The sequence below is a fragment of the Flavobacterium hauense genome (assembly GCF_054457175.1).
This window is the reverse complement of record NZ_JBTKVX010000001.1, coordinates 93153-117841: the sequence shown is the minus strand read 5'-3', so window position 1 is coordinate 117841 and position 24689 is coordinate 93153. Positions and strand designations below refer to the sequence as shown.

The window sequence follows — 24689 nt, the reverse complement described above, 5'->3', positions numbered from 1 at the left end:
TTATCGTATCATTATTTTTCGAAAAGAAATATATGTAGCTACTGTTAAAAATTTCCGGAAGCGAATACTATTTATGTGATGCAATAAAAGTGCCAAATTCTTAGTAACTTCGTGCTACTTTTCAAATTAACTATGCAGCAGGCGCTCGATATCCTTAAACAATACTGGCAGCATGATACCTTCAGGGAACCGCAGGACAAAATAATCCAATCGGTACTTGAGGGAAAAGACACATTTGCCCTTATGCCTACAGGCGGAGGGAAGTCGGTTTGCTTTCAGGTGCCCGCCATGATGAAAGACGGTCTGTGCCTTGTTGTCTCTCCGCTTATCGCCCTGATGAAAGATCAGGTTGCCAATCTTGAGAAGCGCAACATTAAAGCCATAGCCCTTACAGGCGGCATCAGTACTGATGAACTTAGCGACCTGTTGGACAACTGTAAATTCGGGAATTATAAATTCCTGTACCTCTCCCCTGAAAGACTACAGGCCGACTGGGTAATAGAACGCATTAAAGACCTGCCCATAAACCTTGTCGCCATAGACGAAGCACACTGCGTGTCGCAATGGGGGCACGACTTCCGCCCTGCATACCTGCAATTGGCAGCACTGAAGAAACACCTGCCCCACGTTCCGTTTCTTGCCCTTACAGCATCGGCTACGGAGAGGGTACAGCAGGATATTATAAAACAGCTTGGACTTGAAGCTCCTGTAATATATAAAAAATCGTTCGCTCGTGAGAACCTTGCCTACATGGTCTTTGAGACCGAAGACAAGCTGCACCGCATTCAGCAGATACTGACCAAGAATGCGGAACCATCCATTATATACGTACGCAACCGAAAGGCCTGCCACGATGTTTCGTCACAGTTGCAATCCCTTGGCTTTAAGTCAACCTTTTACCACGGTGGGCTGAAAGAAAAAGAAAAGGAAACCAATATGCAGCTCTGGCTTACCGAGAAGGCACAGGTTATTGTAGCGACCAATGCCTTTGGTATGGGTATCGACAAAGCCAATGTAAAAACGGTGATGCACATACAGCTGCCCGACAACCTCGAAAGCTATTATCAGGAAGCAGGACGTGCAGGACGAAGCGGACAGAAATCGTTTGGAGTACTACTCGTAAACCAATCTGATATTGGTATTGGTAAACAGCAATTCTTAGAGGTGCTACCCGATAAAAAATTCCTGAAGGAAGTTTATTCAAGGCTTAACAGCTTTTTGCAGATCGCTTATGGCGAAGGCATCGGAGAGACCTATCCTTTTAACTTTACTAACTACTGCCAGCAGTACAAGCTTTCTACAGCAAAAACATATAATGCCCTGCAATTCCTGGACAGGCAGGGAATATTGACCCTCTCTCAGCAGTTTACCGAGAAGGTTACCATGCAATTCATCATTCCGAGTAAGGAAGTTATGCGCTATATAAGCTTAAACCCTGCCGACGAAGAAATGATACTCGCCATACTGCGTAATTATTCAGGGGTGTTCGACATGGAGACACCGCTCAATATGAGTCTGATCACTAAAAAGGCAAAAGCTACTGATGATCAGATCCTGAATCTGCTGGAACGTTTGGCGCAGAAAGAGATAATAACCTTTCGCAGCAGCGGAAATGACAGCAGCATAACGTTTAACGAAGTACGTGAAGACGAACATACCATAAACCGCATCTCTAAATTTTTAGAGCAGCAGAATGATATTAAACAAAGACAGTTTGAAGCTGTCGTGAACTATGTAACCAATACCGACACCTGCAAAAGCCGACTTATACTGGAGTATTTCGATGAGAAAACTACTACTGACTGTGGTATCTGCTCTTATTGTATTAGTAAGAACCGCAAGGTAGTGAGTCCGCTTGATTCAGCGAATGCCATATTTGGATTACTGAAAGACGCTCCTTTCAATTCAAAAGAACTGGAAAGCAGGCTCGACCTGACATCCGAAGAAACCGTGTTTGCACTGCAGATACTATTGGAAAATGACAGGATAATAATGAATACGAACAATCAATATACACTGAAATAAAATGGAACGCCTGAGAATTGTTTTTATGGGTACACCCGAATTTGCCGTAGGGATACTCGACACCATATACCAGCATAACTATGACATTGTTGGAGTGATTACCGCTGCCGATAAACCCGCAGGCCGTGGCCAGCAACTGAAATATTCAGCCATTAAAGAATATGCCCTTGAAAAAGGACTACGCCTGTTGCAGCCCAGCAACCTTAAAGACGAGGCCTTTCTTGAAGAACTGAAAAGCCTTAATGCCAACCTTAATGTTGTTGTTGCCTTTAGGATGCTTCCCGAAGCCGTTTGGAAAATGCCGAAACTTGGTACGTTTAACCTGCATGCTTCATTGCTGCCACAGTATCGTGGTGCAGCACCTATCAACTGGGCTATCATTAATGGTGAGCATGAAACTGGCGTAACCACCTTCTTTATCGACGATAAGATTGATACAGGAGCCATGATACTGAAAGCATCTACCCCTATAGGCGATAATGAAAGTGCAGGCGAACTTCACGACCGCCTTATGGATCTTGGTAAAGACACCGTTATAAAAACCCTTACACTGATTGAAAACGGCAATGCCGAAACGACCATACAGACCGAAAACGACGATATTAAGACAGCCTACAAGCTAAATCGCGATAACTGCAAGATCGACTGGGCCAAACCCGGAGCAGAGATACATAACCTTGTGAGAGGCCTTAGCCCCTACCCTACGGCATGGTGTTTTTTTAAAGACAATGGCCAGGAGTGGAATGTAAAAGTATACGAAACATCGTTTATTAAAGAAAGCCACGACAAAACTGTTGGAAGCATAATCGCAGATAAGAAAGAAATAAGGGTAGTCGTAAAGGATGGTTTCATCAAAATAAACAGTCTACAATTACCCGGTAAGAAAAGGATTACATCCAAGGAACTATTAAACGGAATGACTTTTTCGGAGGGCGCAACAGTAGCGTAACCCACTGAATACAGGACTTTCACAAAATTTTAAGAAAAACAAGCGCCATTGTCAACATTAACATAAAAGTTATCAACAATCGAGGGTAAAATAAGAGAAAACGCTTGCGTGGTATCGATTTCCTATTAAATTTGTAGGACAGGAATTGTAAAAGCAATTATTTAACCAAACAATTAATAACAATTATTATGAACAAATCAGAATTAATCGACGCAATGGCTGCTGATGCAGGAATCTCTAAAGGTGCAGCAAAAAAAGCATTAGAATCTTTTGTAAGCAACGTTAGCGGCGCTCTAAACAAAGGTGGAAGAGTATCTCTAGTTGGATTCGGATCTTGGTCAGTATCTGCAAGAGCTGCTAGAGAAGGAAGAAACCCACAAACTGGAAAATCTATCAGCATCGCTGCTAAGAATGTAGTGAAATTCAAACCGGGAGCTGAGCTTGACGGTGGTGTAAACTCTAAGTAATTTTATTACAGCACAATATAAAAAGCCTCTCAAATTTTGGGAGGCTTTTTCTTTAAAATAATCTAAATTTTTTGGCTGTCTGCAATTTTTCATTTAAATTTATTACAAATTGTAAGAAGATGATTTCACTAAGACCCAAAAAAGGACACCTGCTAATAGCAGAACCTTCCACTATCGGAGATCTTTCTTTCAACAGATCGGTAATACTTTTAGCCGATCATAACGATGAGGGGTCGGTAGGCTTTATCCTCAACAAACCGTTAGGATATACCATTCATGATCTTATACCTGAAATAAAAGGAAACTTTAAAATATACAATGGCGGGCCTGTAGAGCAGGATAACCTGTACTTTATCCACAATATACCTGAGCTTATACCCGACAGTATAGAGATATCTAATGGTATTTACTGGGGTGGCGATTTTGAGTCGACCAAAGACCTGATCAACAAAGGGCTTATCAAAAAGAACAATATCCGTTTCTTTTTGGGGTATACCGGATGGGAAGCCCAACAGCTTGACGATGAACTTGAAGAAAACTCATGGATCGTTAGCGAGAACAGCTACAACAACAAGATCATAGGCAAATCCAGCGCTTCTTTCTGGAAAGAAAAGATAATGGAACTGGGTGGCGAATACCTGATATGGTCGAATGCACCGGAGAATCCTACATTGAATTAATTTTTTAGCTATTACACAGAGCTTCACAAAGGAGCGCAGAGATACGCAAAGTTTCTTTAGCTATGATGAAGAACACAAAGCTGCCGACGGCAGAATTCTCTGTGAGCTAAAAAAGCCAAAAAACAACAACCTCTGTGTATCTCTGAGAAAAGCTCAGCGAATCTCTGTGGTATAACCAACCTCTCTAACTAAACCTAATCTTCGCGTTTAGTCTCTTCACAATATCAAGTGCCATTGTGTTTACAAATTCTTTTTTGCGGTATTTGGTAATCGGCTGAATGCCTTTTATCACGTTAGTGACAAACAATTCATCTGCCTTTTGAAGGTCAAAAGGAGAAATTGACGCTTCTGAAACTTCCAGTCCTTCGATCTTTTTGGCAAGCTCAAGCACCTGTTTGCGCATTACACCATTAAGGCAACCATCGGCTACAGGCGGAGTAACAAGTTTGTTGCCTGTAAGCATGAATAAATTACCCTGGAGTGCCTCTATCACGTTCTTCTCATCGTTGACAAGCAAACAGTTTTGCAGGCCGTTTTCATGCGCATAGATGCTTCCGGTAATCTGCACCATCTTGTTGGTGCTTTTAAGGGTCGAAAGAAGCTGTTTGGTGACATAAAAGTCACGAAACAAATCTACCTCATAATTTCCTTCAGTAATGGAGTACAGCGGTTCTGTGAGCTCAGAAGCCGTAATAATGAACTCTATATCGTTATCCGTAGGCAGGTAAAACCCACCCGACTTACGAAACACTGATATGCGTGCCCTGTGAGCCGGAGCGGCAGGTAGTGCATTTACAAGCAGTTGAACCTGCTCTTCCATAAATTCCATCGTAAAATCCATCGGAATCTCCATGCGTACAATACGCATAGAAGCCATAAGCCTGAAATAGTGGTCTTCAAGAAAAAGTACCTTGCCGTCAAGCACCCTTAAAGTTTCAAAAATGGAGTCACCGTACAGGAAAGCCCTGTTTTCGTGCAGTATAATATCAGAAGAGGCAACAAGGCTGCCGTTGTAATTGATCATAAAAAAAGCCCTGAAAATTCAGGGCAAATATAGCTTTAAATAGAAAGAATTCCTAAATCGAGCCTAAAACATGCTTCAGGTCTGATATCTGGTTTTCCCATAGCTGTTTGGACTCCTGTATATCATCTTCTTCGGCAAAGTCTACCACCATAAGCGAAACATCTTTTGTGATCTCGTCTACAAGTATGCGCAGCTCAAAATAGTACTCTCCGTCTTTATTGTCATCGTCTATCCAACGGAACTTAACTTTCTCCCCTGATTTCTTAGAAGAAACCCTGGCTTTTTCTTCTGTATCATCCCATATGAAGGTAAAAAACTCACCCCTTGAATTTACGTTATCAGCAAACCATTCAGAAAGCCCTGAAGGCGTAGAGATATACTGATATAAAAGCTGCGGTGATGAGGTTATTGGAAACTCCAGTTCATATTTTATTTTTTCCTCCATTGATGTAAAATTTTTGGAAATATATAATAATTAACATTTAAAAAAAAGCCTTTTGAAAAATAATTTTTTTCTTCAAAAAATATTTGGAACATTTAAATAAAGCCCTATATTTGCACCCGCATTCAAGGATGTAATAACCGAATAAATGGCGAGGTAGCTCAGTCGGTTAGAGCGCAGGATTCATAACCCTGAGGTCACGGGTTCAACTCCCGTCTTCGCTACAAAAACAACCCTAACCTAATACTAAAAAGGTTAGGGTTTTTTATTGGAATTAAGTCAGGACAGCTTCGTAGATTTTCATCTCAATTTTAGCCTCTGACGCGCAAAAAATAAAAGCCTGTAAGTTTAATCTTTACGAAGTCAAACAACAGAACAGCAAAAAGCTTCTCTTTGAAGTCTTCCTTTTATTTATTTGAGTACCAGTACAAACGAATGAATTACAGCCAAAAGATATTGACAGCCTTAGCCTTAGCTTACGGGTTGATTTCGTGCAGCAATTCTACAAAATCAAAGGTTTGGCAGAGAACTGATGCGCTATATAATTAGTGTGCTTGGCAGATTTGTTAGTTCACCTCTGCTTTCCTTTTGAAAAAGACACTGCTTTTTATCTAAAACAAAGTAAATGCAGATTTGCAATCCATGCCATTTATCGTTTTTAAAACACATTATCACATTCTGCCGCGCTCCAATCGCAATAAGATAACGCAATAACATAGAACTATCTTCAGCACAAAAATCATCCCTTTGATTTGATTATTAAAGGGGGTTTCTTTTACACCATTCTGCCCTCATAACCCTCACATAACAAAGGCAGCACAATTTACTAACACAACCCAAGTACTTATACCTATATGATATTCAGGTAAATATACTCTTTACAGAAATAATTAATAAGATTTATTTAGTTCCCGAATATCATAGCAGCATTTGCCTATGACTATTCAACAGTTTACTATTTATAAATTTCACCTTACAATTATGAAAAAAATTACATTCTTAATTTTTCTCACCGCTGCTTTTGCCGCGCCTGACCTTGCTGCGCAACAGGCCGTAACCGCATCAGGGGGAGAAATTTCGGGAAGTGGCGGAAGCGCTTCCCTGTCTACTGGCCAGATAGTTTACACTACAATTTCCGGTGGTGGAGGCACGGCAACACAAGGCGTACAACAGCCTTTCGAAATTTCTGTAGTTGGAAAAGATAATTACAAATCTATTTCCCTTAAAACAACTGTTCCTCTCAGTGCAACTGTTTTTCCTAACCCAACAGTTGCTACGATATCGCTTCGCATAGAGCACGATGATCTGTCAAATTTCAGATATGAGCTCTATGACCTTAACGGAAGAATAATCTTTCAGGAAAAACTAATAGAAAAAGAGACGATTATTTCACTGGAAAAATACCCCTCCAGCGTGTATATATTAAAAATATACCAGGGCGGTCACCAATTAAAAAATTTTAAAATCATTAAGAAAGACATATGAAAAATATAATTACGCTATTATTTGTAGCCATACCATTCATGCTTTTTGCCCAGGCTCCCGGCAAAATGAGCTACCAGTCGGTAGTACGCGACTCCATAGGAGACATACTTGCTTCAGCACCTGTAGGTGTTCAGATCAGCATTTTACAGGGTTCATCTACCGGAACAGCTGTTTTTGAAGAAACCCACGAAACCAATACAAATGCTAATGGGCTATTAAGTCTGGAAGTTGGTAATGGAACTCCGGTAACTGGTACTTTTGACGGAATAGACTGGTCAGCGGGTCCTTACTACATTAAAACTGAGATTGACCCTAGCGGAGGGACAGACTACACCATCGCAGGTACTAACGAATTAATGAGTGTACCTTATGCCCTTTATGCTGCAAACGGACCAGAGGGCCCGCAAGGCCCGACCGGACCTATGGGACCAACGGGACCTTCAGGGTCACAAGGGCCAACTGGACCAACCGGACCTACGGGGACAACCGGACCAACCGGACCAACCGGACCAGGAGGACCTACAGGACCTGCAGGGCCTAAAGGGGCTACCGGAGCAACTGGTGCTCAGGGAATACAAGGAATACAGGGTAATGCAGGGCCTATAGGGGCCACAGGAGCAACCGGAGCTACGGGTTCAGGATTTGCTAACGGTACAGCTTCAGGGCAAATTTACCTTACAGGAGGATCGTTTCAACCACAAGCTCCTGTAACGGTAACGGGTGATGTAACAATAACATCAGCCGGTGTTACAACCATTGCAAATAGCGCAGTCTCACCTTCAAAAATAAATGCAGGCGGAACAGCTTCTTCTACGACGTATTTAAGAGGAGACGGTCAATGGGCTACGCCACCATCAGGGCCAATGGGTATTGTAACAATCAGCGCTAACGGAACTGTACTAAATACATCGAACCAACTTGTATACTTTACAGGTAGCTATACTGTAACACTTCCGGCTAACCCGGTAACAGGCCAGACACTGTATTTTTGTAGTGAAACTACTTCTGCTCTGATTAATCCAAATGGCAAGTTCTTCAGGGACGCAGGGAATAACTATGGTACTTCATCATTCAATGAGTTTGGCGGTACAACTTCAAAAGGATTTGTGCTTGTATACAATGGAACCTATTGGTTTATATTCTAATCGAATATACAGTTCAAAAGAACATTAAAATAAACCCGATGGCACGAATTACAAATCCGCGCCCTTAAATAAAATAACAAAAGCCTGTAAGTTTAATCTTTACGGGCTTTTTTTGTTTAGGATTTAATTTACATTGATTATAATCCGCTGCCTTTTCTATTTTAATCTTCTTTATAAGAAACAAAACCATTGTGAGAATTGCTTCTGTGATTAAACATTCAATAACACAGATTTGCAATCACATCATTACCAGGAGGCACGACGAGGCAACCCAAAATATGACATTCTAAATACTGCTACACCAAAAACAAAAAAGCCCCCGACGGGGAGCAAAAAAAAACGGCCTGAGCTAAGCTCAGGCCGTTTCGGGTATTAACCTTAGGGGTTAATTATTTTTTTACTTCTGTAGCAGGAGCAGCAGCAGCGTCAGCAGCTGGAGTTGCAACAGCAACTGTATCAACAGCAACAGCTGTAGTATCAGCAGCAGGAGCAGCTTCAGTAGCAACAGCAGTAGTATCTACAGCAGTAGCATCAGTAGCAACTTCTTCTTTTTTTCCACAGCTTGCAAGTGTAAGAACAACTGCAGCGCTAAGTACGATCAATTTTTTCATAATATTAGTTTTAAAAGGATTATTTTTTGATTTCAAATCTGAGACAAATGTATGGCGATACTACATCTCTTTTTTACAGACGTGGTAAAAAGGGCTTTTCACTTGGTGAAGTAATAGGAAAAGCAGGTAAAATTGATTTACTTTACATTACTAATACAAAACTGAATGCGCTTCATAGCCACAATACCCTTACTATTACTGCTTTTAGCACCCTTTTCAGGAGTAAAAGCCCAGGACACCATTTCTAAAAAACAGGAAACTCCGGCAGAGATAAAAAAAGCCGCAAATAACCTTGAAAGATCGCTCATTGGCAATGACAAAACCAAGATTGCCCGTAACTATGAGCTTCTGGCAAAAGGATTTATAGATAAAGACGACTTGCCAAAGGCTGAAGAAAACCTTTTTAAAGCAATGGAGAGCTATGCCATGGCTAAAGATGTAGCGGCTACAGCAAGGGTTATACGCAATATTGCCAAAGTACAGGAAGCACAAAGCAAATGGCGGGCAGCCAAACAAAACTACAAGGTGGCCAATGAAACCGCTCCCGACATTACCTCAAAAACCCTGAATGCCAACGACTATGCCCGACTGCAGAACCGGGGAAATATTGAGACCGAAAACAAATACCTGAGTGCTAACATCGCCTTACTGAAAAAGAACAGAAAAAAGGCCGAGATAGCCGATGCTTATACCCTCCTTGCAAAATTAAACCTGAGGAACAGCGACAGCACAAACGCACTGGACAACTACGAACAGGCCATTCCATACGCTAAAAACAATCCCGCCCTCGCCATTAAGATCTATGCAGAAATTGCAAGGCTGCAGGCTTTGGGCAAACATTATGATGAAGCCGTGACTGCCATAGAGAAGCTATTGGCTGAAGCCGAAGAAATAAAAGATTATAATACGCAAATAATACAGCTGCGCTATCTTGCAAGCATTTATTTTGAAAAGGAAGACGCTGAAAAGGCTGTAAATGCCCTAAAGGAATCCTATAAGATTGCATGGGTAAACGGCAAAACCTTTGAAGCAAGGGAAAGCCTGATGCAGCTGGTTGACTATTACAAATCGACCGAGAATGAAAAGGCAGGCATGGAGATGTATGAGGAATTTTTGAAAAACCTTGACCGCATTATCCTCTCAGACAATTCACTGACTGATGCCAAAACTTTTAGGGTGACCGAAGAACGCATACGCCGACTGGAAGCCGAAAGGAACTTCAGGGATGAGCTTATCAGCCGAAAGAATACTTTTACTTACTTTCTTTTAGGCTCTATGGTTTTACTGTTACTTTTCTTTGTCCTGATAGTTAAGGCGTTCTATTCTATAAAGGCCAAGAATAAAGAGATCGCTTTGCAATCGCTGAGACGCGAAATGAATCCGCACTTTTTGTTCAACAGCCTCAACAGTGTTAACCAATTTATTGCGCAAAACAATGAACTCGAAGCTAACAAGTACCTTACCTCCTACTCGAACCTGATGCGTAATACCATGGAGAACTCTAACAAAGACTTTGTAACTTTGGGCAATGAAATAGAGAACCTTACCAAGTATCTTGAGCTCGAGCACCTGCGCTTTAAAGACAAGTTTGATTACAGGATCAAAGTTGACGAAAAACTTGACCCCGAAACCATCTGGGTGCCTAACATGATCGTTCAGCCGCACCTGGAAAACGCTATTTGGCACGGACTTCGCTACAAAGAAGAGAAAGGCCTTTTAAAAATGGATTTCAGGCTCGACGGAAAAACGATAATCATCACAATAGATGACAACGGGATAGGCCCCACGAAAAGTGCCGAGCTTAAAACGCACAACCAAAAAGCGCACGAATCGCGCGGGTTGACAAATACTAAAGAAAGAATGACGTTATTAAACGAATTATATAAAACAAAAATTGACTTTTCCATGACCGAAAAGACGGCACCGGAAACAGGAACCATAATAGAAATTACTTTCCCAATACTACATAAACCATGATGAGCCTGCCTAAAATAAGGAGCGTAATAGTAGAAGATGAAACAGCAGCCAGGGAAGTGCTGCGAAGCTACCTTACCAAATACTGCCCGCAGGTAGAGATCGTTGGCGAGGCACAAAACAGTCGCGAAGCTGTGCCATTACTTCACGAACTACAGCCGCAGCTTGTATTCCTTGATGTCGAAATGCCCTTTGGCAATGCTTTTGACGTACTTGAGGCTTGTAGCAGCCTGACTTTTGAAACCATATTTGTAACCGCTTTCTCGGATTATTCGCTAAAAGCGCTCAACATGAGTGCAGCTTATTATCTGCTTAAGCCCATTAGTATCGAAGAACTTATTGTTGCCGTAAACAAAGTGCAGCAACAGCTGGTAAATAAAGACATCTTTAACCGCAATAAGGTTATCGTAGAAAACTTCAGAGAACCAAAGTCTGAAAAACAACAGGTAATCCTGCCAACGATGGAGGGTTTTGAAGTTGTAAAGATGGAAGACATCATCCGCCTGAAAGGAAACGGTAACTTTACCGATCTGTACCTTACCAACGGAAATAAAAAAATGGCCTGCCGTTTCCTGAAGTATTTCTCTGAGATGCTGCCCCTTCCCTTTATAAGAGTGCATAAATCGCATATAGTGAACCTCAACTTTGTAAAACTGTATAACAAAGGTGGCTACATAACGCTTGAAGATGGTGCCGAAGTAGAGATATCGCCTACCTACAAAGAAGAATTTCTTAAGAATTTCAAGTAATCTTTATACTGCATCTGCATAACATACCTAACAAAAAAAGAGCTTCCCATAATGTGAAGCTCTTTTCCTGAATTAATAACTAATACTATGTATGTTTATGCGCTCAACGCAATCTGAGGGTAGATTTCCCTTAGTTTTTGTTTGAAATTTTTCATTTCCTGCTCGTTGTCAGAAAGTATTTTGTAACGTGACCCGGAATCGTATGCTGTTCTTTCAAAAGTAATGTTGTTTCTTTTTAACATACGCTCAATAAGGTCATGATCGATAACGTGTTTGTACAACGTTCTAAAGATAGTGATGTGCATAATTATGAGTGTTTGGGTTAGTATTCTTTATCTTTCAGGATAGTTTTTACTGCCTTATTTACAGTAGAACTTCTTCCTTTCCTATAAAATTACACAAAATATTTTTATGAAGATAAACCTTAATAAAAATTTAGGATTTCTTAATATTGGCTTTAATTTGCAACAGCGCTAATTCTTTAATTTTTAGTTAAATATCGTTCATATAACCACATCTATCAATTAATTTTGTGGTACTATATTCATCACGTTATACCTTACTATTCCATTTTATAAATGGAACGGTTACGCCAAAGCCCCCACAGGCTTAACAGGTTTCATAGAGCCCCTTTACAGGGGCTTTTTATTTTTAATGTGCTTCAACTAATCCTCCGCCTCCCGGAGCTCCGCCCACTTCTGCACCTGCACCTCCATCACCCTTGTCTTTATCATCATCTTTCTTTTTTACAGGTATGGCATCATACATGTCTTGCAGATAAACCTTTAAGCGCGCTATCAAAGCATCTCGTAGTGCTTTCAATGCTGCATTTATAGCATTCATAGCTGCAGCATTACCTTCGGTACCCGCAGTAATCACATCGCCCACACGGCTATCAACACATGTAGCTGGAATTGATTCTAAAAGGGTTTTAAGAGGACCCCAATTTGATTGTATGCCTTTTCTAACATGTGATTTACTGCTATCAAGCTTAAGCAGGCTCAAAACACCAATAATTTTTTTTACCTCTGCCGCAAATTCGCCATAAGCAGCTGTATTAGTATCAGTACCAGTCAACAGATCTGAAGATACCGAACATTGTGGTCTGTTAGTATCTATAATCGACAACTGATCTGTTATCGCTTTATTGAGAAATTCGTCAAGCGATTCGTTTGACGAATCGTCAAACGAATCGCCAATAGCCCTTACTAATTTGCTGATGTTGTTACAATAGTCATCGCCTTTCTTCTTGCCCCCTTCGCCTTTCTTGTTGCCCTCTTCGCCTTTCTTCTTGCCATTAAGCTGTGCTACCTCTCCGGCCAATCCCTGAGGAACTATTTTTGCAAACTGGTTTACCCGTGTGCTGTTGTCAATCTTATTTTGCAATGCAGCGTGTGCGGCAGCTTCAGGCCTGTTATCTACATGTTGTACGTCTTGTGTGCCTGCGCTCTTTTTCTGGACACTTGCAGCAGCAGTAGTTGCTGCCTGAGTGTCTTTTTGATTGGAGTATGAATTCATTGCCATCCTTTATAAAACTATATGAAGCTCTTAATCAAAGTTATAGATTTGACTATATGCAGATTCAGGTAAAAACACCTGATTTTGGGACTTTATAAGACCATTTAGAAAGCATTATCAAAGTTTTAACGAGCCAATAACAGCCATGCTTGTTTTTTTGGCTGAACTTTATGTAACCAACATAATTTTAAACTGCTATGAGCAAAATACACAATCTATTAGCCGGTCTTGGGGGTGCTATTGCCCTAAACATCCTGCACGAATCCCTAAAGAAAAAAGACAAAGACATGCCGCGGGTAGACCTGCTGGGCGAAGAAGTCCTTGAAAAGAGCCTTGACTATTTTGATGCCGAAATACAAGACAAAGAAACCCTGTATAAGGCAACACTTGCAGGTGATATTCTGAGCAATACATTATACTACAGCGCCATAGGTGCAGGAGATGAAAAATACATTTGGCAAAGGGCTGTTGCCATTGGTCTTACAGCGGGTGTAGGTGCCATTACCCTGCCCGAACCTTTAGGACTGGATGACAAACCCGTAACCAGGACCAATAAGACCAAAGCTTTGACCATAGGCTATTACCTCGCCGGAGCATTAGTAACCGGGTGCATTGTAAAAGCATTGCATAAAAAAACGCTTTGATGATATCAAAGCGTTTTTTTATTTGTGTTAGCAGCTTAAAACTTAAACCCTACAACAAAACACGACTGGTTCAGTTTTACTTCGCCACCCGTGCGGTCTATATCGGTAAGACCATATAGGTATCGATAATCAACGGTAAACTTCCACACGTCTACACCTGCACCTATTACAAGACTGTTGTTGTTACTCTCAGTGTCAAAGTGGTTCAGGTTATTATTTGTATCTGTACTGGAATAGCTCTTCCAGTCATAACCTCCAAAAAGCCTTACGTTACCCAACTTCCCCAACGGAACCAGCTTGAAGCCAACCAACAAAGTCAGGTCAGTTCCTGACATCTTATAATCTGTTTCTGCAGTGCCGTCTTTAGACAATGTGAATTCAGATGTTGAATAACTCAGGTCGCCCTGAAAATATACTATTGGTATATTAATGCGCACAAAGCCTCCATAGTTAGCGCCTGAGCCCGATTTATCATGATTATAGCCCTTAGACCTGACAGATGTGCTGTTTATGGTAAATTGTGGCCCATAAGTGACAAGCTGCGCAGAGGCATTGGCTCCGCAAATTAGGAAGAAGGTAAACAGAATGATTTTTTTCATGGTATGATTGGGTTAGATATTGATTACAGTCTATTTACTTTTGGTCCCAAAAGGTGTGCGCTTTACAAGGTATTTGATGGTAGCCTTATAAGAATCGAGCGTATCGCCAAAAGAAGTTCGTGAGCTGTTTTGCACATTAGCTCCCAGGTCATTGTATATGCGAAGTTCGATATCGGTACCATAAGTAATGGTAGTTGTACCTGTTGATGAAGACACGCTGGTGCCTTTAGAACCATTTTTCTTGTCTTTGTCATTATATGTCTTTACCTCGCTGCCATAGCTTTGCGAACCCTTGTTAGTAATATTGGCAGTACCAAATACCACATACTGTGCGCCCATCATGGATGCCAGATCCTGAGGTGCAAGGCTGGCTATATTATCTTCGGTTACGCCATTTTTTGCGAGGATAGCATTCACCTGCATAGGATCAATAACATTAAGCCCTGTTGCATCATGCCTGAAAGAATCGGCACAGTCACTTTGAATGCGATGCTGAAGGTCGGCAGACATCAGCTGATTATCATTGGTCGTAAAATGGAACGGAAGCACAGCGATTTTTCCTTTTCTGTCAGTAGGAGATGACGAAGATATCTTTACTGCATTGGGCGAGTTATAGGTCTCTTCCCTGCCACTTGCAAATACTATCTTGTTTATATCGGCCTTGTTTAATTCATACTCCAGCGTTTCGCCTTTATAGGCAAACTTTATCTTATCACCTGATATAGCTATAACCCTGCCTTCACTGGTTTTGCCGTCAAGCATATATACCTTATCAGTACCTTGTGCAAAGGCCTTTGGTACAAAAGCTAAAAACGATAATAACAACAGGATTTTAAATAAAAATGCAGAGACCGTTTTCATAACGAAGGGATTAATATTGATAGTAAATTTAGCACATAACAGTCAGACAGTTATAAAGCTACAATAAATTTTGATATAACTTTAACAAGTGATTATCCGGTAAATACTACAGTGCGATAAAATTATTTATCCTATCTTGTGGCTCATTGTATAAAATCCCCATCATGCCTCATACCTGCCATAACTGCGGAAACATTTTTGAAGGAAACTTTTGCAACAACTGCGGGCAGCCTGCACATTTGCACCCCATAAATGCTAAGTACATCTGGCACGATGTGCAGCATGGCCTTTTCCATTTTGATTATGGCATATTTTATACCCTTTGGCAATTGCTCATCCGCCCCGGGCATACTGTACGCGAATACATACAGGGAAAACGCATTGCCCATTTTGCGCCTGTATCACTGGTGCTTATCATGGCAACACTGTACGGGTTTATTTATCATTTATTTGACATCAACACGTTTAGATACAGTACCTCAGAAGAGGTAAATTATAACAACGTCAACGAATGGCTTGGCCATCATTTCTCCTTATTTACATTAGTCACCATCCCCTACTATGCCTTCTTTTCGTGGTTGTTTTTTATAAGAAGGGGCTATAACTTCAGCGAACACATAGTACTCAACTGCTTTTTGGCCAGCCAGAGGCTTTGCATCAGCATACTTGCCATACCATTTTTATATTATGCGAAGAGCAAAGAGGAGATCGCTATCATTACAGGTATACTGACGTTGATCTACCTTTTTCTTGCTTACCGTGGTTTCTCGCAGTTCTTTAATACCATACCTAAATGGAAAGCCCTGCTGCTTACAACCTTATGCTATATTGTAAGCATAATGGTTATGTCAATATGTGCCGCGCTGATACTTATAGAAGTAAAGCCAGCCGCCGTACAATAAAAAACCCCGCCATTAATAATAATGACAGGGTCTTTGGTATATGTAATGGCCTCCCCCCGGGGCTCACTACATTTGTATGGTATGACGAAGGTCTATCTCTTTGTATCCGGAAGTTGCTGCATAATCGGTTTCTTCTACTTCTATTACTTTAAACATTGACTTTATAATAAGCCCTACAAACACCAGGCACATTATAAGTACCGAAAAGTGAAGTACCATTACCGAAAGGTTCTTGTTTACCTGAGCAACAGAAAGCTCGTTATACAGGTTAATGCCTGAAATGGCAATAAGCAATAGGTTGGGTAAAATTAGCAGCAGTTTCATAATTCAGGTTATTTAAGTTTACATAGCGCAAGTTCTGCATTGTAAATCATAAAATTTGCTAACCAAATACTAATAAATGCTTAATTTTTAAAGTGTTATATTTGTACTATAGCCCCACACCACATTTTGTAATACTATTCTCCGGCAGTACTGCGTTTATAAGTAGAATGCAGAATGGCCGACGACGAACCGTAATTTAGGGAGATATGAAGCTATATGAATACAAACGGCTAAATGACGATGAACAATACCACATACTGTGGAACGAAGGTGTATTGATAGATGCCTGCTTTGAAGGCAAGGTGCGCAAGCTGCTCTATGCCATTCATAATTTTTATGTCGAATTATGGTATGACGCCCTCACCAACAAAATACTCTGGAAATTAAGCTTCAAACAAGGGCTCCTTCTCGAAAAATACTTACAAAAATACCCCATCGCCCTAGATTACAGGCACTAAAGGTCATTCTAACAATAAAATACCCAGTGTTAGGTATTTTCATGTCATACCTTTGTCGTAATTTTACCCTATTCAAAATTATTTTGGAAACAGGCCAATTGTGGTCGTCAATCTGGAGTTGGGGGACGAAAGATAAAAAACGATGATCATGAAAGGGGGCGGGCTCACAAGGCCCGCTTTTAGTTTTTTATAGCTATATTTACTTAAACGAAAAAGAGATGAGGGAAAATGCAAAAGCCTCACATCTCAATTTCTGAAATCTAAATCTAAAACCTCTTCAATGGACCTTCACCAACTTATACTCAAGGTCATGCCCCATTTTCACGAGATACACACCGAGGTACGGCAGCTGAAATTTGCCAATCCCGGTAAGACTCCACGTGAGCTTTCCCGCATCTATATAGTAAAGACCCGCAACAAATATGCCTCTGTAGGTGCTGTTACCGCTTTACCCGGAGCCATACCCGGGCTGGGAACGATGGCACAGATAGCCGTTGAAACAGGTGCAATATCTGCCGATGTAGCGCTTATGCTGCGTTGGATGGCTTCTACTGCCTATGCAGTGGGACTGCTATATGGCAGGGACATACAGCAGGATTTTGAAGACGAGTTTACCGTTATACTTGGTATCTGGGCCGGTGTGGTACTTCCTGAAAAGGCGGCACAGGCCAAAGGCGACAAGATTGAAGCAGGCCATTTTGACAAGCATATCACCGACAGGATTCGAAACCGAATGCGCCAGAAGATTGCCCGTAAGCTCGTGACCGAATATGGATCAAAACGTGGCGGCACGGCACTGGGCAGGCTTATACCTTTTGGGGTAGGTGCAGTTGTAGGCGGATATTTTAACTATACCACCATGCAAAAATTTGGCAAGACCGCCGATGATTATTTCAGGGCCGATCATCAGGAATACATACTTCCCGAGGGGGAATAGTTGCCGGTAAGCAATTGCTATACCTATTCGAACACTGAATACTTATTACTTATTGCTTATCCCTCATTGCCCTTATAAGCAGATAGCCAACGGGAATAAACAGCAAAGCAAAAAATGCAGGCACTAGCCAACTATTCGACACTTCGCCTTCGGATCTATTCCGGCTACAAAGTTCTATACTAAGGAACAGCAGCGGAATTGCAATCCTCATTATCCTAAGTGTGCGTTTTACAAAAGCATAACGCTTTTCAGCCTCAATAGGAGCCATGTATTCCGTAATCCTGAACGATCTTATTTTTAACTGCATCAATAAAAGCATAAAGAATAAGAATGTAGCAATTACAGGCATACCAAAAACAGCCGATTTGTTGCCAAAATCATCAGCCCTTCCGTGCATATCGAAGTGAATAGGTATGGTATCGGGAAGGTTCAGGTATTCCCAGATTATAAAAAACCAAAGCAATGCCAGCGCAGTATAACCCAATACTTCAAGAATACTATCGATGCGTTCAGGCTTCAGTTCGATCTCCGGTTGCTCGCACATGTTTATTTACTTTTAGACGATTTTATAAGGAAATAAAACAGAGGCAGCTTTATGAGCAGCATGATACCCAGAAACATCCAAACGAAATCGAACTCTCCTGTTTCTGCCGTCGATACCCTGACCGACAAATATTCTATGATAAGAAACACCAGGCAAATGCTCATTTTTAACGTACGCATAAGCCTTACACCTGCGCGGTACTGTCTTTCGGCATTTTCCCCGGTTATGGTTTCGGTATAATTAAACCAATGCGGCCTTCCCTGCATAAACGTCATGAAAATGAACAAAACCGTTGGTATAATAGCCGATAAAAAAGTAGATTCCTTACTGCCATAGCCATCCGGTTCCCCACCCGACCCAAAATGAGTAGCAACTACATCGGGCAGGCTTTGATAACTGATGATGATATACGCCCATAACGCAATGAGGGCTGTCCAGCCAAGTACTTCGAGGACTATGTCTGCCGGCTGCATTTTCAGCTGTATTTCAGGGCGATTTTCCATTGGTAACACTACTTATACAAATATAAGAGTAACTTTACAGTATATGAAACAAAGTGCCGGAATAGTATTGTACCGCAAGGGCAAAAAAGAAACCGAATTCTTCCTGGTACATCCGGGTGGTCCATTCTTTGCCAAAAAGCACGAAGGCTGGTGGACGATACCTAAGGGCGAACTGTTACCCGACGAGAGTCCGTTAGACTGTGCCATACGCGAATTTGAAGAAGAAACAGGCTACAAACCTGTTTCACCATTTACCCCATTGCAGCCCATCATCCAAAAGGGCGGCAAACAGGTATTGGCCTTTGCAGCTAAGGGTGACCTCAACCCCGAAACGATTACCAGCAATACTTTCACGATAGAATGGCCGCCAAAATCGGGCAAAATGAGGGAATTCCCCGAAGTTGATAAAGCAGGGTGGTTTGATTTGGCGGAGGCCAAAGTACTGATCAATGAAAGGCAGGTCGCTTTATTGGAGGAGGTTGTTGACCTATTTGCGTTTTGAGTTTGAGTGTGGAACTTATCACTCATTCCTGGCAAACACACCCCTAGCCCCTCCGGAGGAGGGGAATTTAAGCTTCACGCAATCGCAAAGAGTAGCCGACTGAGTGAAGCTCGAGGCCTTAAACTTTGTGGCGTTAAGCAAATCGGAACTTGAGACGTTAAAAAAGATTTTTTGTTTGAGCGAAGCGAGTTTAAATCTTTTAGCCGAAAGATTCGATTTGTAGCCTAAGAAGTTCAGCCTTGAATTTTTGATTCTTTTGTTTCAAGACAAAAGAATAAATAAATCCCATTTACCCTCATTACCGGATTTATAATACCTACCTTTACCGTAAACACTTAAAAATGAAAAAGTTTAGCATTAACGACGAGGTTTACCGTGCAGGACAATTTGGATTAAAAGTGCCTCTTTTTGTATGGAAGATAAATCACGAAAAAGACGGCAACACCACCTATAACTGTTCAGCCATTAAAGGCCGTAACGAGGAAGCGTATACCGAAAAGGAAATCTATTACCTTACCGAACTTTACCAGATATAGTAACATGACAATATAATATATAACCCCTGTAGGATTTAGATCCTGCAGGGGTTATTTATTCAGTCCTCACCCCCAGCCCCTCTCCAAAGGAGAGGGGAGCCAACTTCACTCAATTATAAGAGTGAGCGGGAGAGTATTTCCCCTCTCCTTTGGAGAGGGGTCAGGGGTGAGGAAAACCTTGCAGGAATAGCGCATCATATAATCTGCAGGGTCTTTTGGACTTTGCAGGTTTTTTTTAGCTACTCTTGTTCTCTCCCAAAAAAAGTTTCAGAAGATGGCTACCTGAACCAAAGAACAATACTACATTACATATCATCAAAAGAGTATAGCTTAAAGTTACATTAGCAACTTTACCTCCGGCTGCTCCAAAGAAAACGATCAGGCCTATCATTATTAAAAAGAAAAAACCGTATCCCGAAACAATAAGAGTGAGGATATTAGCAATACCTTTCAAAATCATGTTTTCGCTGAAAACTGTAATTACTTCTGTTGCGATAATAAAACACATCAAAACATATATTAAAAAAAGGCCTTCAAAGCCGCTAAGCTCAAAACTGCTTAAAATCACAGCCAAAGCTGCTGCAGCTATCATTGCTACTGACCATTTAGAATAGGTTCTGTTAATCCTCATAACCGCAAATGGTTTTGCCTTTCTCTTTAGCCTCGGTCAGTGTTACTTTAATGATTTCCCCTTGGCAATTACGCAATCCCTGGCAATCTTTTGTAAAATGATATTTCTTACCTCCTTTGGTATTGCAGAGGTATACGTCGCTTTCGGCGTTGAAAGATGTAAGCAGGACAAAAGCGGATAACAGCAATAGTTTTTTCATAGTAAGGTCATTGGTGGCACACAAATATAACTTTTTAGAGAATTATACCTACAAGGTTTTTAAAACCTTGCAGGAATAACCCAACTTGCTTATAGGTTTATACCCATCAACCAAAACTTTGCAACTCTGTGACTCTGCGACTTTGCAACTTTGTATGTATCTTTACACTATCAACAATTTTGCTATGAAAACACTTTATATACTTCCAATACTATTACTGATCATCGGGTGCAAATCGACCACTATTGAAAAGCCCGTTGAGGCATTTTCGTCAACTTCGGAGAACGGACTTGCAGTGGGTACCATCACCTTTGAGAGCGAGTCTCCTAAGAATGATATTTACCGTTTTTTGTATAAGCCAACATCTGACGATAAGAAATTTATCAAGAAAAACGAAGGCAAGATAGAGATCAAGGCACGTAACGGAAAGAAACGTGGCTTTACAGGCGATTTTGCCAATGGACAGTCCTATACATTCGTGATAGAGCGCGCACCGGGCAAGTATAACTTCTTTCAGCATACTGTACTCGAAGGACTTGGCTCTATGGGAAATGTAAGCTTCAGTAAAGAGTATGGGATTCCGTTTGAAATTAAAAAAGGCGAGATAACCTATCTGGGCGAACTGTCTTACAATGACCTTGCACAGCCGGGCTCTCCGCGCATTGTGGTATACGGGCGTTTTGAACGCGACCTTGCCGAACTTAAAAAGAAATACCCAAACATCGACTGGAAGCTGGCTACCGACAAAACGCCAAAAACCGGCAATAAAGGCGAAGGCGACATTATCGATTTCAGGTAATAATTACCTATAAATAGGGATTTTACCAATGGTTTGTGAGTAGTAACTTTACTGTTATTACAAATCACCATTATCATGAAAACAAAAATACTTACCGCTTTATGCGCCATGCTGTTCATTGCCTGTTCGGGCTCTGATGAGAATGACGATGTAAATAACCCCGGAAACGGAGGAGTTAGCAACACCCTGCACCTTAGCTTTAAAACCCCTGACTGGGAAGAATTCATCAATTGTGAAAAACTGGACCTTTACCCTTACCCGGTAAATGAGACCACCAATTATGTATCGGCTACATCGGCATCTACAAAAGAATCATTTTATTTTTCGATACCGGCAGACAGCTCTGCAATGGTACAGCCCGGGAACCTGAAAAAATATGCCATTACTGAGTTTGGGCAAAATGCCAATCCGTTTGAATTTTCGCAAAAACTGCCTGTTACAAAAGGAACTTCTGACTACCTTATAAGCACTGCAGGACTATCTGACCAGTCTTATAATGAAGTGGTTGCCATAACCTACGTCGGCCATGACGAGACGGATGCCTTCTTTAAAGTAAAATGCCGTTACCTCATGCAAGCCTATGAAATTGGCACTGAAACCAATACCAGACAGATATCCGGCACATTCCATTTTAAGGTACGTACAAGCCGTAATTAATAACAGAGGATGCAAATTTTAACATATTTATAACATTTAGTCAGATTTCCTGCATTAATCTCGGCTTAACAAAATTGTCAATTGTTAAAGTTAAAATTTTTAACATTTAATATAGTTTTTATGTAGGCTAAATAATTATTTTTATCCCACCTAAACACTATATCATGGAGAAAATTACTTATGACGCAATGCGTAATTACATTTTGGAAAACGAGCTTACCGACAGTGTAGCAATAGCGCTTCATCCGGATAGCTTTGATGAGCTGGTAATGGATTACCTTGACTTTAACGGCAACCAGATTGAGCGCCCGTTTGAGATCTTAGGAATCGAAATCCGTCAGGACAACACAGGAAACGTAGTGAGAAGCTACATCCATACTGACAGCACGGTGCAGTAACAGTTCACCATCCTTACTTAAAAAGTAAAAAACCCCCATCAACGCAACTGATGGGGGTTTGTTTTTTGTATTCTTTTGTCATTTCGACTTAAGCGTAGCGTAACGGAGACTTGAGGCTGAAAGCCGACTGGCGAAACAAATCTCAAAATAAGACAGAGATACTCTGAGATTTCTCCACTCCATTTCATTCCGGTCGAAATGACAGAGGAGATACAATGTTTATTTCTGCAATCTCTCAATCAATCCGTTCAGGTCTACCGATTCCTGTTCGCCCGAAGCAAGGTTCTTGATCTTGAACGTAGATGAATTGATCTCTTCATCGCCACAAAGTACCGCAAACGGGATTCCTCTCCTGTCGGCGTGCGTAAATTGTTTAGGCAGTTTCGCTGCATCAGGGTACAATTCGGCTTTAATGCCGGCTGACCTAAGTGCTGCAAGGGCTTTCATAGAATATAAAGCCTCTTTGTTGCCAAAGTTGATGAACAATACTTTGGTAGCTTCGGTAACAGTTTCAGGGAAAAGGTTAAGCTCTTCGAGCACAAGATAGATCCTGTCAAGCCCAAAAGAGATACCCACACCGCTCATATTCTTAAGTCCGAAGATACCCGTTAGGTCGTCATAACGGCCTCCACCGCCTATTGAGCCCATCGCTACCTCTTTAGGTGCTGTAACCTCAAATATGGCACCAGTATAGTAGTTCAGTCCGCGGGCAAGGGTAACATCAAGGTCAAGCTCCGATTTGCCCATGCCTACTGCCATAACATTATCGCAGATGAAACGCAGTTCGGCTACACCTTTAAGTCCTTCCTCAGAAGTTGCAAGCAGGCTTTCCAGCTTGGCAAGCTTCTCATCGATCGTTCCCGTAAAATTGAACAGCGGCTGTACTTTGGTAATCGCGTCTTCGGTAATGCCTTTCTCCAGCATTTCCTTTTTCACGCCATCCTCGCCTACTTTGTCAAGTTTATCCAAAGCTACTGTAAAGTCAATAAGCTTGTCTTTAGCGCCTATCACCTCAGCGATACCGCTAAGTACTTTTCGGTTATTTATTTTTATCACGGCACCATTAAGCCCCAGTGATGTAAATACATTATCATACAACTGCACAAGCTCTACCTCCTGCCATAATGATGTTGAACCTACCACATCGGCATCGCACTGGAAAAACTCCCTGAAACGGCCTTTCTGTGGACGGTCTGCCCTCCATACCGGCTGTATCTGGTAACGCTTGAACGGAAACTCAATATCATTTTGGTGCTGTACCACGTAACGTGCAAACGGCACGGTAAGGTCGTAACGCAATGCTTTTTCAGAGATGCGCCCCGTGAATTTATTCAGTTCGATAAGTTGCTCTTTGCTGATGGTCTCTGATGAATTTGCAAGCAGTTCATCAATAGACGCAGGTAGTTGTAACTTGTTCTTATCGAAGAAAAAATTACCCGAATTCAGTATCTTAAAGATAAGCCTGTCGCCTTCTTCGCCATATTTACCCATAAGGGTCTCCGAATTTTCAAACGAAGGCGTTTCGATAGGCTGGAAACCAAAAGTCTCGAAATGATGCTTTATCGCCGACATAATGTATTGACGTTTAGCCACCTCTGTGGGTGAAAAATCTCTCGTTCCTTTCGGGATTCCTGGTTTTGTTGCCATCTTTAAAATTATTTAGAATGCAAATATAAGGAGTTTCAAAATTGCAGAGTAGCAAAGTTGCAGAGTTTAGGGCTGTGGGAGGTTAGAGGTCTGAGGTCCGGGGTTATTCTGTCATTTCGACTGCAGCGCAGCGTAATGGAGAAATCTCAGATTCAAACGCTAAATTTATTTGAGATTTCTCCGCTCCATTTCATTCCGGTCGAAATGACAGAACCACACTGAATCCACTAACTATATCGAACGCGGATGACGCGGATTTGGACGGATGAACGCGGATTTGCTCACTATAACTGAAAACTGTGACTGAGACTGAGACTGAAAACTTGCAGATCGCCCCCCCCCCGGTGTGCCTGTGCAGGAGTGAGCCTTTTTCCCATTCCCACTAAACCTCAAAAAAAGAAAAGAGAGAAAGAGAAAAGAGTCAAAACAAAAAAATATCTCCTTGTGCAGTTGCATTTGTAAATGCAATTGTAATTGAA

At 41.4% G+C, this 24689-nt stretch carries 30 protein-coding genes and 1 tRNA gene; 18 read left to right on the top strand and 13 right to left on the bottom strand.

The window, feature by feature from the left end; genetic code table 11:
• Window positions 1-132: 132 nt before the first annotated feature.
• From ACX0HA_RS00485 to ACX0HA_RS00470, 4 genes are all read left to right on the top strand, one after another.
• A complete protein-coding gene (locus tag ACX0HA_RS00485; RefSeq protein WP_458843297.1) occupies window positions 133-2025 on the top strand; it encodes a RecQ family ATP-dependent DNA helicase in 1893 nt (630 codons plus the stop codon).
• Between the two features lies 1 nt (window position 2026).
• On the top strand, window positions 2027-2974 hold the full coding sequence (gene fmt, locus ACX0HA_RS00480) for a methionyl-tRNA formyltransferase (protein ID WP_458843296.1): 948 nt from the start codon (window positions 2027-2029) through the stop codon (window positions 2972-2974).
• Window positions 2975-3162: 188 nt separating this feature from the next.
• Window positions 3163-3441 (top strand): HU family DNA-binding protein, encoded by a 279-nt coding sequence (locus ACX0HA_RS00475; RefSeq protein ID WP_458843295.1) that lies wholly within the window; start codon window positions 3163-3165, stop codon window positions 3439-3441.
• A gap of 119 nt (window positions 3442-3560) precedes the next feature.
• Entirely contained in the window at window positions 3561-4121 is a 561-nt protein-coding gene (locus ACX0HA_RS00470) for a YqgE/AlgH family protein (RefSeq protein WP_458843294.1), read from the top strand.
• Window positions 4122-4305: 184 nt separating this feature from the next.
• On the opposite strand, the gene ACX0HA_RS00465 is transcribed toward ACX0HA_RS00470, so the two are convergent.
• Both ACX0HA_RS00465 and ACX0HA_RS00460 read right to left on the bottom strand, forming a co-directional pair.
• A complete protein-coding gene (locus ACX0HA_RS00465; protein ID WP_458843293.1) occupies window positions 4306-5145 on the bottom strand; it encodes an aminotransferase class IV in 840 nt (279 codons plus the stop codon).
• Between the two features lie 52 nt (window positions 5146-5197).
• Window positions 5198-5590 (bottom strand): START-like domain-containing protein, encoded by a 393-nt coding sequence (locus tag ACX0HA_RS00460; protein WP_458843292.1) that lies wholly within the window; start codon window positions 5588-5590, stop codon window positions 5198-5200.
• A 147-nt stretch (window positions 5591-5737) separates the two neighbouring features.
• Between ACX0HA_RS00460 and ACX0HA_RS00455 the strand changes: the two genes are divergently transcribed.
• From ACX0HA_RS00455 to ACX0HA_RS00445, 3 genes are all read left to right on the top strand, one after another.
• A tRNA-Met gene (locus tag ACX0HA_RS00455) sits at window positions 5738-5811 on the top strand.
• Between the two features lie 757 nt (window positions 5812-6568).
• A complete protein-coding gene (locus tag ACX0HA_RS00450) occupies window positions 6569-7072 on the top strand; it encodes a T9SS type A sorting domain-containing protein (RefSeq protein ID WP_458843291.1) in 504 nt (167 codons plus the stop codon).
• Entirely contained in the window at window positions 7069-8217 is a 1149-nt protein-coding gene (locus ACX0HA_RS00445; protein ID WP_458843290.1) for a hypothetical protein, read from the top strand. Before ACX0HA_RS00450 ends, ACX0HA_RS00445 begins: the two co-directional genes overlap by 4 nt.
• Window positions 8218-8606: 389 nt before the next feature.
• Here the strand turns inward: ACX0HA_RS00445 and ACX0HA_RS00440 are convergent, their stop codons facing one another.
• The gene (locus ACX0HA_RS00440) at window positions 8607-8828 is read right to left on the bottom strand and encodes a hypothetical protein (RefSeq protein ID WP_458843289.1); all 222 of its coding nucleotides are present in this window, start codon (window positions 8826-8828) and stop codon (window positions 8607-8609) included.
• Window positions 8829-8993: 165 nt separating this feature from the next.
• On the opposite strand from ACX0HA_RS00440, the gene ACX0HA_RS00435 reads away from it, so the two are divergent.
• Window positions 8994-10805: a tetratricopeptide repeat-containing sensor histidine kinase gene (locus ACX0HA_RS00435; RefSeq protein WP_458843288.1), complete on the top strand. Its 1812-nt coding sequence runs from the start codon at window positions 8994-8996 to the stop codon at window positions 10803-10805.
• On the top strand, window positions 10802-11551 hold the full coding sequence (locus tag ACX0HA_RS00430; RefSeq protein WP_458843287.1) for a LytR/AlgR family response regulator transcription factor: 750 nt from the start codon (window positions 10802-10804) through the stop codon (window positions 11549-11551). Before ACX0HA_RS00435 ends, ACX0HA_RS00430 begins: the two co-directional genes overlap by 4 nt.
• 95 nt (window positions 11552-11646) lie before the next feature.
• On the opposite strand, the gene ACX0HA_RS00425 is transcribed toward ACX0HA_RS00430, so the two are convergent.
• Entirely contained in the window at window positions 11647-11856 is a 210-nt protein-coding gene (locus ACX0HA_RS00425; protein ID WP_458843286.1) for a hypothetical protein, read from the bottom strand.
• A gap of 346 nt (window positions 11857-12202) precedes the next feature.
• Entirely contained in the window at window positions 12203-13069 is an 867-nt protein-coding gene (locus ACX0HA_RS00420) for a hypothetical protein (protein WP_458843285.1), read from the bottom strand.
• Window positions 13070-13266: 197 nt separating this feature from the next.
• On the opposite strand from ACX0HA_RS00420, the gene ACX0HA_RS00415 reads away from it, so the two are divergent.
• The gene (locus tag ACX0HA_RS00415; protein WP_458843284.1) at window positions 13267-13713 is read left to right on the top strand and encodes a hypothetical protein; all 447 of its coding nucleotides are present in this window, start codon (window positions 13267-13269) and stop codon (window positions 13711-13713) included.
• Window positions 13714-13748: 35 nt separating this feature from the next.
• On the opposite strand, the gene ACX0HA_RS00410 is transcribed toward ACX0HA_RS00415, so the two are convergent.
• The gene (locus tag ACX0HA_RS00410; RefSeq protein ID WP_458843283.1) at window positions 13749-14312 is read right to left on the bottom strand and encodes an outer membrane beta-barrel protein; all 564 of its coding nucleotides are present in this window, start codon (window positions 14310-14312) and stop codon (window positions 13749-13751) included.
• 30 nt (window positions 14313-14342) lie between these two features.
• Window positions 14343-15173 (bottom strand): hypothetical protein, encoded by an 831-nt coding sequence (locus ACX0HA_RS00405; protein ID WP_458843282.1) that lies wholly within the window; start codon window positions 15171-15173, stop codon window positions 14343-14345.
• Window positions 15174-15337: 164 nt separating this feature from the next.
• Between ACX0HA_RS00405 and ACX0HA_RS00400 the strand changes: the two genes are divergently transcribed.
• Window positions 15338-16075 carry a DUF3667 domain-containing protein gene (locus ACX0HA_RS00400; protein ID WP_458843281.1) on the top strand — a complete coding sequence of 246 codons (738 nt, stop codon included), beginning with the start codon at window positions 15338-15340 and terminating at the stop codon, window positions 16073-16075.
• Between the two features lie 66 nt (window positions 16076-16141).
• Here ACX0HA_RS00400 and ACX0HA_RS00395 read toward each other — a convergent pair whose 3' ends face one another.
• Window positions 16142-16399, bottom strand: coding sequence for a hypothetical protein (locus tag ACX0HA_RS00395; protein ID WP_458843280.1), 258 nt, complete (start codon window positions 16397-16399; stop codon window positions 16142-16144).
• Window positions 16400-16605: 206 nt separating this feature from the next.
• Here ACX0HA_RS00395 and ACX0HA_RS00390 point away from each other — a divergent pair, with 206 nt between their 5' ends.
• Window positions 16606-16857: a hypothetical protein gene (locus ACX0HA_RS00390; RefSeq protein WP_458843279.1), complete on the top strand. Its 252-nt coding sequence runs from the start codon at window positions 16606-16608 to the stop codon at window positions 16855-16857.
• A gap of 280 nt (window positions 16858-17137) precedes the next feature.
• Window positions 17138-17794, top strand: coding sequence for an EcsC family protein (locus ACX0HA_RS00385; protein WP_458843278.1), 657 nt, complete (start codon window positions 17138-17140; stop codon window positions 17792-17794).
• 49 nt (window positions 17795-17843) lie between these two features.
• Here ACX0HA_RS00385 and ACX0HA_RS00380 read toward each other — a convergent pair whose 3' ends face one another.
• The gene (locus tag ACX0HA_RS00380; protein WP_458843277.1) at window positions 17844-18338 is read right to left on the bottom strand and encodes a DUF1648 domain-containing protein; all 495 of its coding nucleotides are present in this window, start codon (window positions 18336-18338) and stop codon (window positions 17844-17846) included.
• 2 nt (window positions 18339-18340) lie between these two features.
• Window positions 18341-18841, bottom strand: coding sequence for a DUF1648 domain-containing protein (locus ACX0HA_RS00375; protein WP_458843276.1), 501 nt, complete (start codon window positions 18839-18841; stop codon window positions 18341-18343).
• Window positions 18842-18884: 43 nt separating this feature from the next.
• Here ACX0HA_RS00375 and ACX0HA_RS00370 point away from each other — a divergent pair, with 43 nt between their 5' ends.
• Window positions 18885-19343, top strand: coding sequence for an NUDIX domain-containing protein (locus ACX0HA_RS00370; protein WP_458843275.1), 459 nt, complete (start codon window positions 18885-18887; stop codon window positions 19341-19343).
• Window positions 19344-19684: 341 nt separating this feature from the next.
• Window positions 19685-19879: a hypothetical protein gene (locus tag ACX0HA_RS00365; protein WP_458843274.1), complete on the top strand. Its 195-nt coding sequence runs from the start codon at window positions 19685-19687 to the stop codon at window positions 19877-19879.
• 235 nt (window positions 19880-20114) lie between these two features.
• Here the strand turns inward: ACX0HA_RS00365 and ACX0HA_RS00360 are convergent, their stop codons facing one another.
• Together ACX0HA_RS00360 and ACX0HA_RS00355 are read right to left on the bottom strand one after the other, a co-directional pair.
• On the bottom strand, window positions 20115-20510 hold the full coding sequence (locus ACX0HA_RS00360; protein WP_458843273.1) for a hypothetical protein: 396 nt from the start codon (window positions 20508-20510) through the stop codon (window positions 20115-20117).
• A complete protein-coding gene (locus ACX0HA_RS00355) occupies window positions 20500-20709 on the bottom strand; it encodes a hypothetical protein (protein ID WP_458843272.1) in 210 nt (69 codons plus the stop codon). Before ACX0HA_RS00355 ends, ACX0HA_RS00360 begins: the two co-directional genes overlap by 11 nt.
• A 184-nt stretch (window positions 20710-20893) precedes the next feature.
• On the opposite strand from ACX0HA_RS00355, the gene ACX0HA_RS00350 reads away from it, so the two are divergent.
• The 3 genes from ACX0HA_RS00350 (at window position 20894) to ACX0HA_RS00340 (ending at window position 22563) form a co-directional block, all read left to right on the top strand.
• On the top strand, window positions 20894-21508 hold the full coding sequence (locus ACX0HA_RS00350; RefSeq protein WP_458843271.1) for a hypothetical protein: 615 nt from the start codon (window positions 20894-20896) through the stop codon (window positions 21506-21508).
• Window positions 21509-21583: 75 nt separating this feature from the next.
• Window positions 21584-22165 carry a hypothetical protein gene (locus ACX0HA_RS00345; protein WP_458843270.1) on the top strand — a complete coding sequence of 194 codons (582 nt, stop codon included), beginning with the start codon at window positions 21584-21586 and terminating at the stop codon, window positions 22163-22165.
• Between the two features lie 164 nt (window positions 22166-22329).
• Entirely contained in the window at window positions 22330-22563 is a 234-nt protein-coding gene (locus tag ACX0HA_RS00340; RefSeq protein ID WP_458843269.1) for a hypothetical protein, read from the top strand.
• Between the two features lie 219 nt (window positions 22564-22782).
• Here the strand turns inward: ACX0HA_RS00340 and hisS are convergent, their stop codons facing one another.
• The gene (gene hisS / locus ACX0HA_RS00335; RefSeq protein WP_458843268.1) at window positions 22783-24210 is read right to left on the bottom strand and encodes a histidine--tRNA ligase; all 1428 of its coding nucleotides are present in this window, start codon (window positions 24208-24210) and stop codon (window positions 22783-22785) included.
• Between the last annotated feature and the right edge of the window lie 479 nt (window positions 24211-24689).

Coding starts and splice junctions, on each gene's coding strand:
- ACX0HA_RS00485 (WP_458843297.1), top strand. CDS start 133: ATGCAGCAGGCGCTCGATATCCTTAAACAATACTGGCAGCATGATACC.
- fmt (WP_458843296.1), top strand. CDS start 2,027: ATGGAACGCCTGAGAATTGTTTTTATGGGTACACCCGAATTTGCCGTA.
- ACX0HA_RS00475 (WP_458843295.1), top strand. CDS start 3,163: ATGAACAAATCAGAATTAATCGACGCAATGGCTGCTGATGCAGGAATC.
- ACX0HA_RS00470 (WP_458843294.1), top strand. CDS start 3,561: ATGATTTCACTAAGACCCAAAAAAGGACACCTGCTAATAGCAGAACCT.
- ACX0HA_RS00465 (WP_458843293.1), bottom strand. CDS start 5,145: ATGATCAATTACAACGGCAGCCTTGTTGCCTCTTCTGATATTATACTG.
- ACX0HA_RS00460 (WP_458843292.1), bottom strand. CDS start 5,590: ATGGAGGAAAAAATAAAATATGAACTGGAGTTTCCAATAACCTCATCA.
- ACX0HA_RS00450 (WP_458843291.1), top strand. CDS start 6,569: ATGAAAAAAATTACATTCTTAATTTTTCTCACCGCTGCTTTTGCCGCG.
- ACX0HA_RS00445 (WP_458843290.1), top strand. CDS start 7,069: ATGAAAAATATAATTACGCTATTATTTGTAGCCATACCATTCATGCTT.
- ACX0HA_RS00440 (WP_458843289.1), bottom strand. CDS start 8,828: ATGAAAAAATTGATCGTACTTAGCGCTGCAGTTGTTCTTACACTTGCA.
- ACX0HA_RS00435 (WP_458843288.1), top strand. CDS start 8,994: ATGCGCTTCATAGCCACAATACCCTTACTATTACTGCTTTTAGCACCC.
- ACX0HA_RS00430 (WP_458843287.1), top strand. CDS start 10,802: ATGATGAGCCTGCCTAAAATAAGGAGCGTAATAGTAGAAGATGAAACA.
- ACX0HA_RS00425 (WP_458843286.1), bottom strand. CDS start 11,856: ATGCACATCACTATCTTTAGAACGTTGTACAAACACGTTATCGATCAT.
- ACX0HA_RS00420 (WP_458843285.1), bottom strand. CDS start 13,069: ATGAATTCATACTCCAATCAAAAAGACACTCAGGCAGCAACTACTGCT.
- ACX0HA_RS00415 (WP_458843284.1), top strand. CDS start 13,267: ATGAGCAAAATACACAATCTATTAGCCGGTCTTGGGGGTGCTATTGCC.
- ACX0HA_RS00410 (WP_458843283.1), bottom strand. CDS start 14,312: ATGAAAAAAATCATTCTGTTTACCTTCTTCCTAATTTGCGGAGCCAAT.
- ACX0HA_RS00405 (WP_458843282.1), bottom strand. CDS start 15,173: ATGAAAACGGTCTCTGCATTTTTATTTAAAATCCTGTTGTTATTATCG.
- ACX0HA_RS00400 (WP_458843281.1), top strand. CDS start 15,338: ATGCCTCATACCTGCCATAACTGCGGAAACATTTTTGAAGGAAACTTT.
- ACX0HA_RS00395 (WP_458843280.1), bottom strand. CDS start 16,399: ATGAAACTGCTGCTAATTTTACCCAACCTATTGCTTATTGCCATTTCA.
- ACX0HA_RS00390 (WP_458843279.1), top strand. CDS start 16,606: ATGAAGCTATATGAATACAAACGGCTAAATGACGATGAACAATACCAC.
- ACX0HA_RS00385 (WP_458843278.1), top strand. CDS start 17,138: ATGGACCTTCACCAACTTATACTCAAGGTCATGCCCCATTTTCACGAG.
- ACX0HA_RS00380 (WP_458843277.1), bottom strand. CDS start 18,338: ATGTGCGAGCAACCGGAGATCGAACTGAAGCCTGAACGCATCGATAGT.
- ACX0HA_RS00375 (WP_458843276.1), bottom strand. CDS start 18,841: ATGGAAAATCGCCCTGAAATACAGCTGAAAATGCAGCCGGCAGACATA.
- ACX0HA_RS00370 (WP_458843275.1), top strand. CDS start 18,885: ATGAAACAAAGTGCCGGAATAGTATTGTACCGCAAGGGCAAAAAAGAA.
- ACX0HA_RS00365 (WP_458843274.1), top strand. CDS start 19,685: ATGAAAAAGTTTAGCATTAACGACGAGGTTTACCGTGCAGGACAATTT.
- ACX0HA_RS00360 (WP_458843273.1), bottom strand. CDS start 20,510: ATGAGGATTAACAGAACCTATTCTAAATGGTCAGTAGCAATGATAGCT.
- ACX0HA_RS00355 (WP_458843272.1), bottom strand. CDS start 20,709: ATGAAAAAACTATTGCTGTTATCCGCTTTTGTCCTGCTTACATCTTTC.
- ACX0HA_RS00350 (WP_458843271.1), top strand. CDS start 20,894: ATGAAAACACTTTATATACTTCCAATACTATTACTGATCATCGGGTGC.
- ACX0HA_RS00345 (WP_458843270.1), top strand. CDS start 21,584: ATGAAAACAAAAATACTTACCGCTTTATGCGCCATGCTGTTCATTGCC.
- ACX0HA_RS00340 (WP_458843269.1), top strand. CDS start 22,330: ATGGAGAAAATTACTTATGACGCAATGCGTAATTACATTTTGGAAAAC.
- hisS (WP_458843268.1), bottom strand. CDS start 24,210: ATGGCAACAAAACCAGGAATCCCGAAAGGAACGAGAGATTTTTCACCC.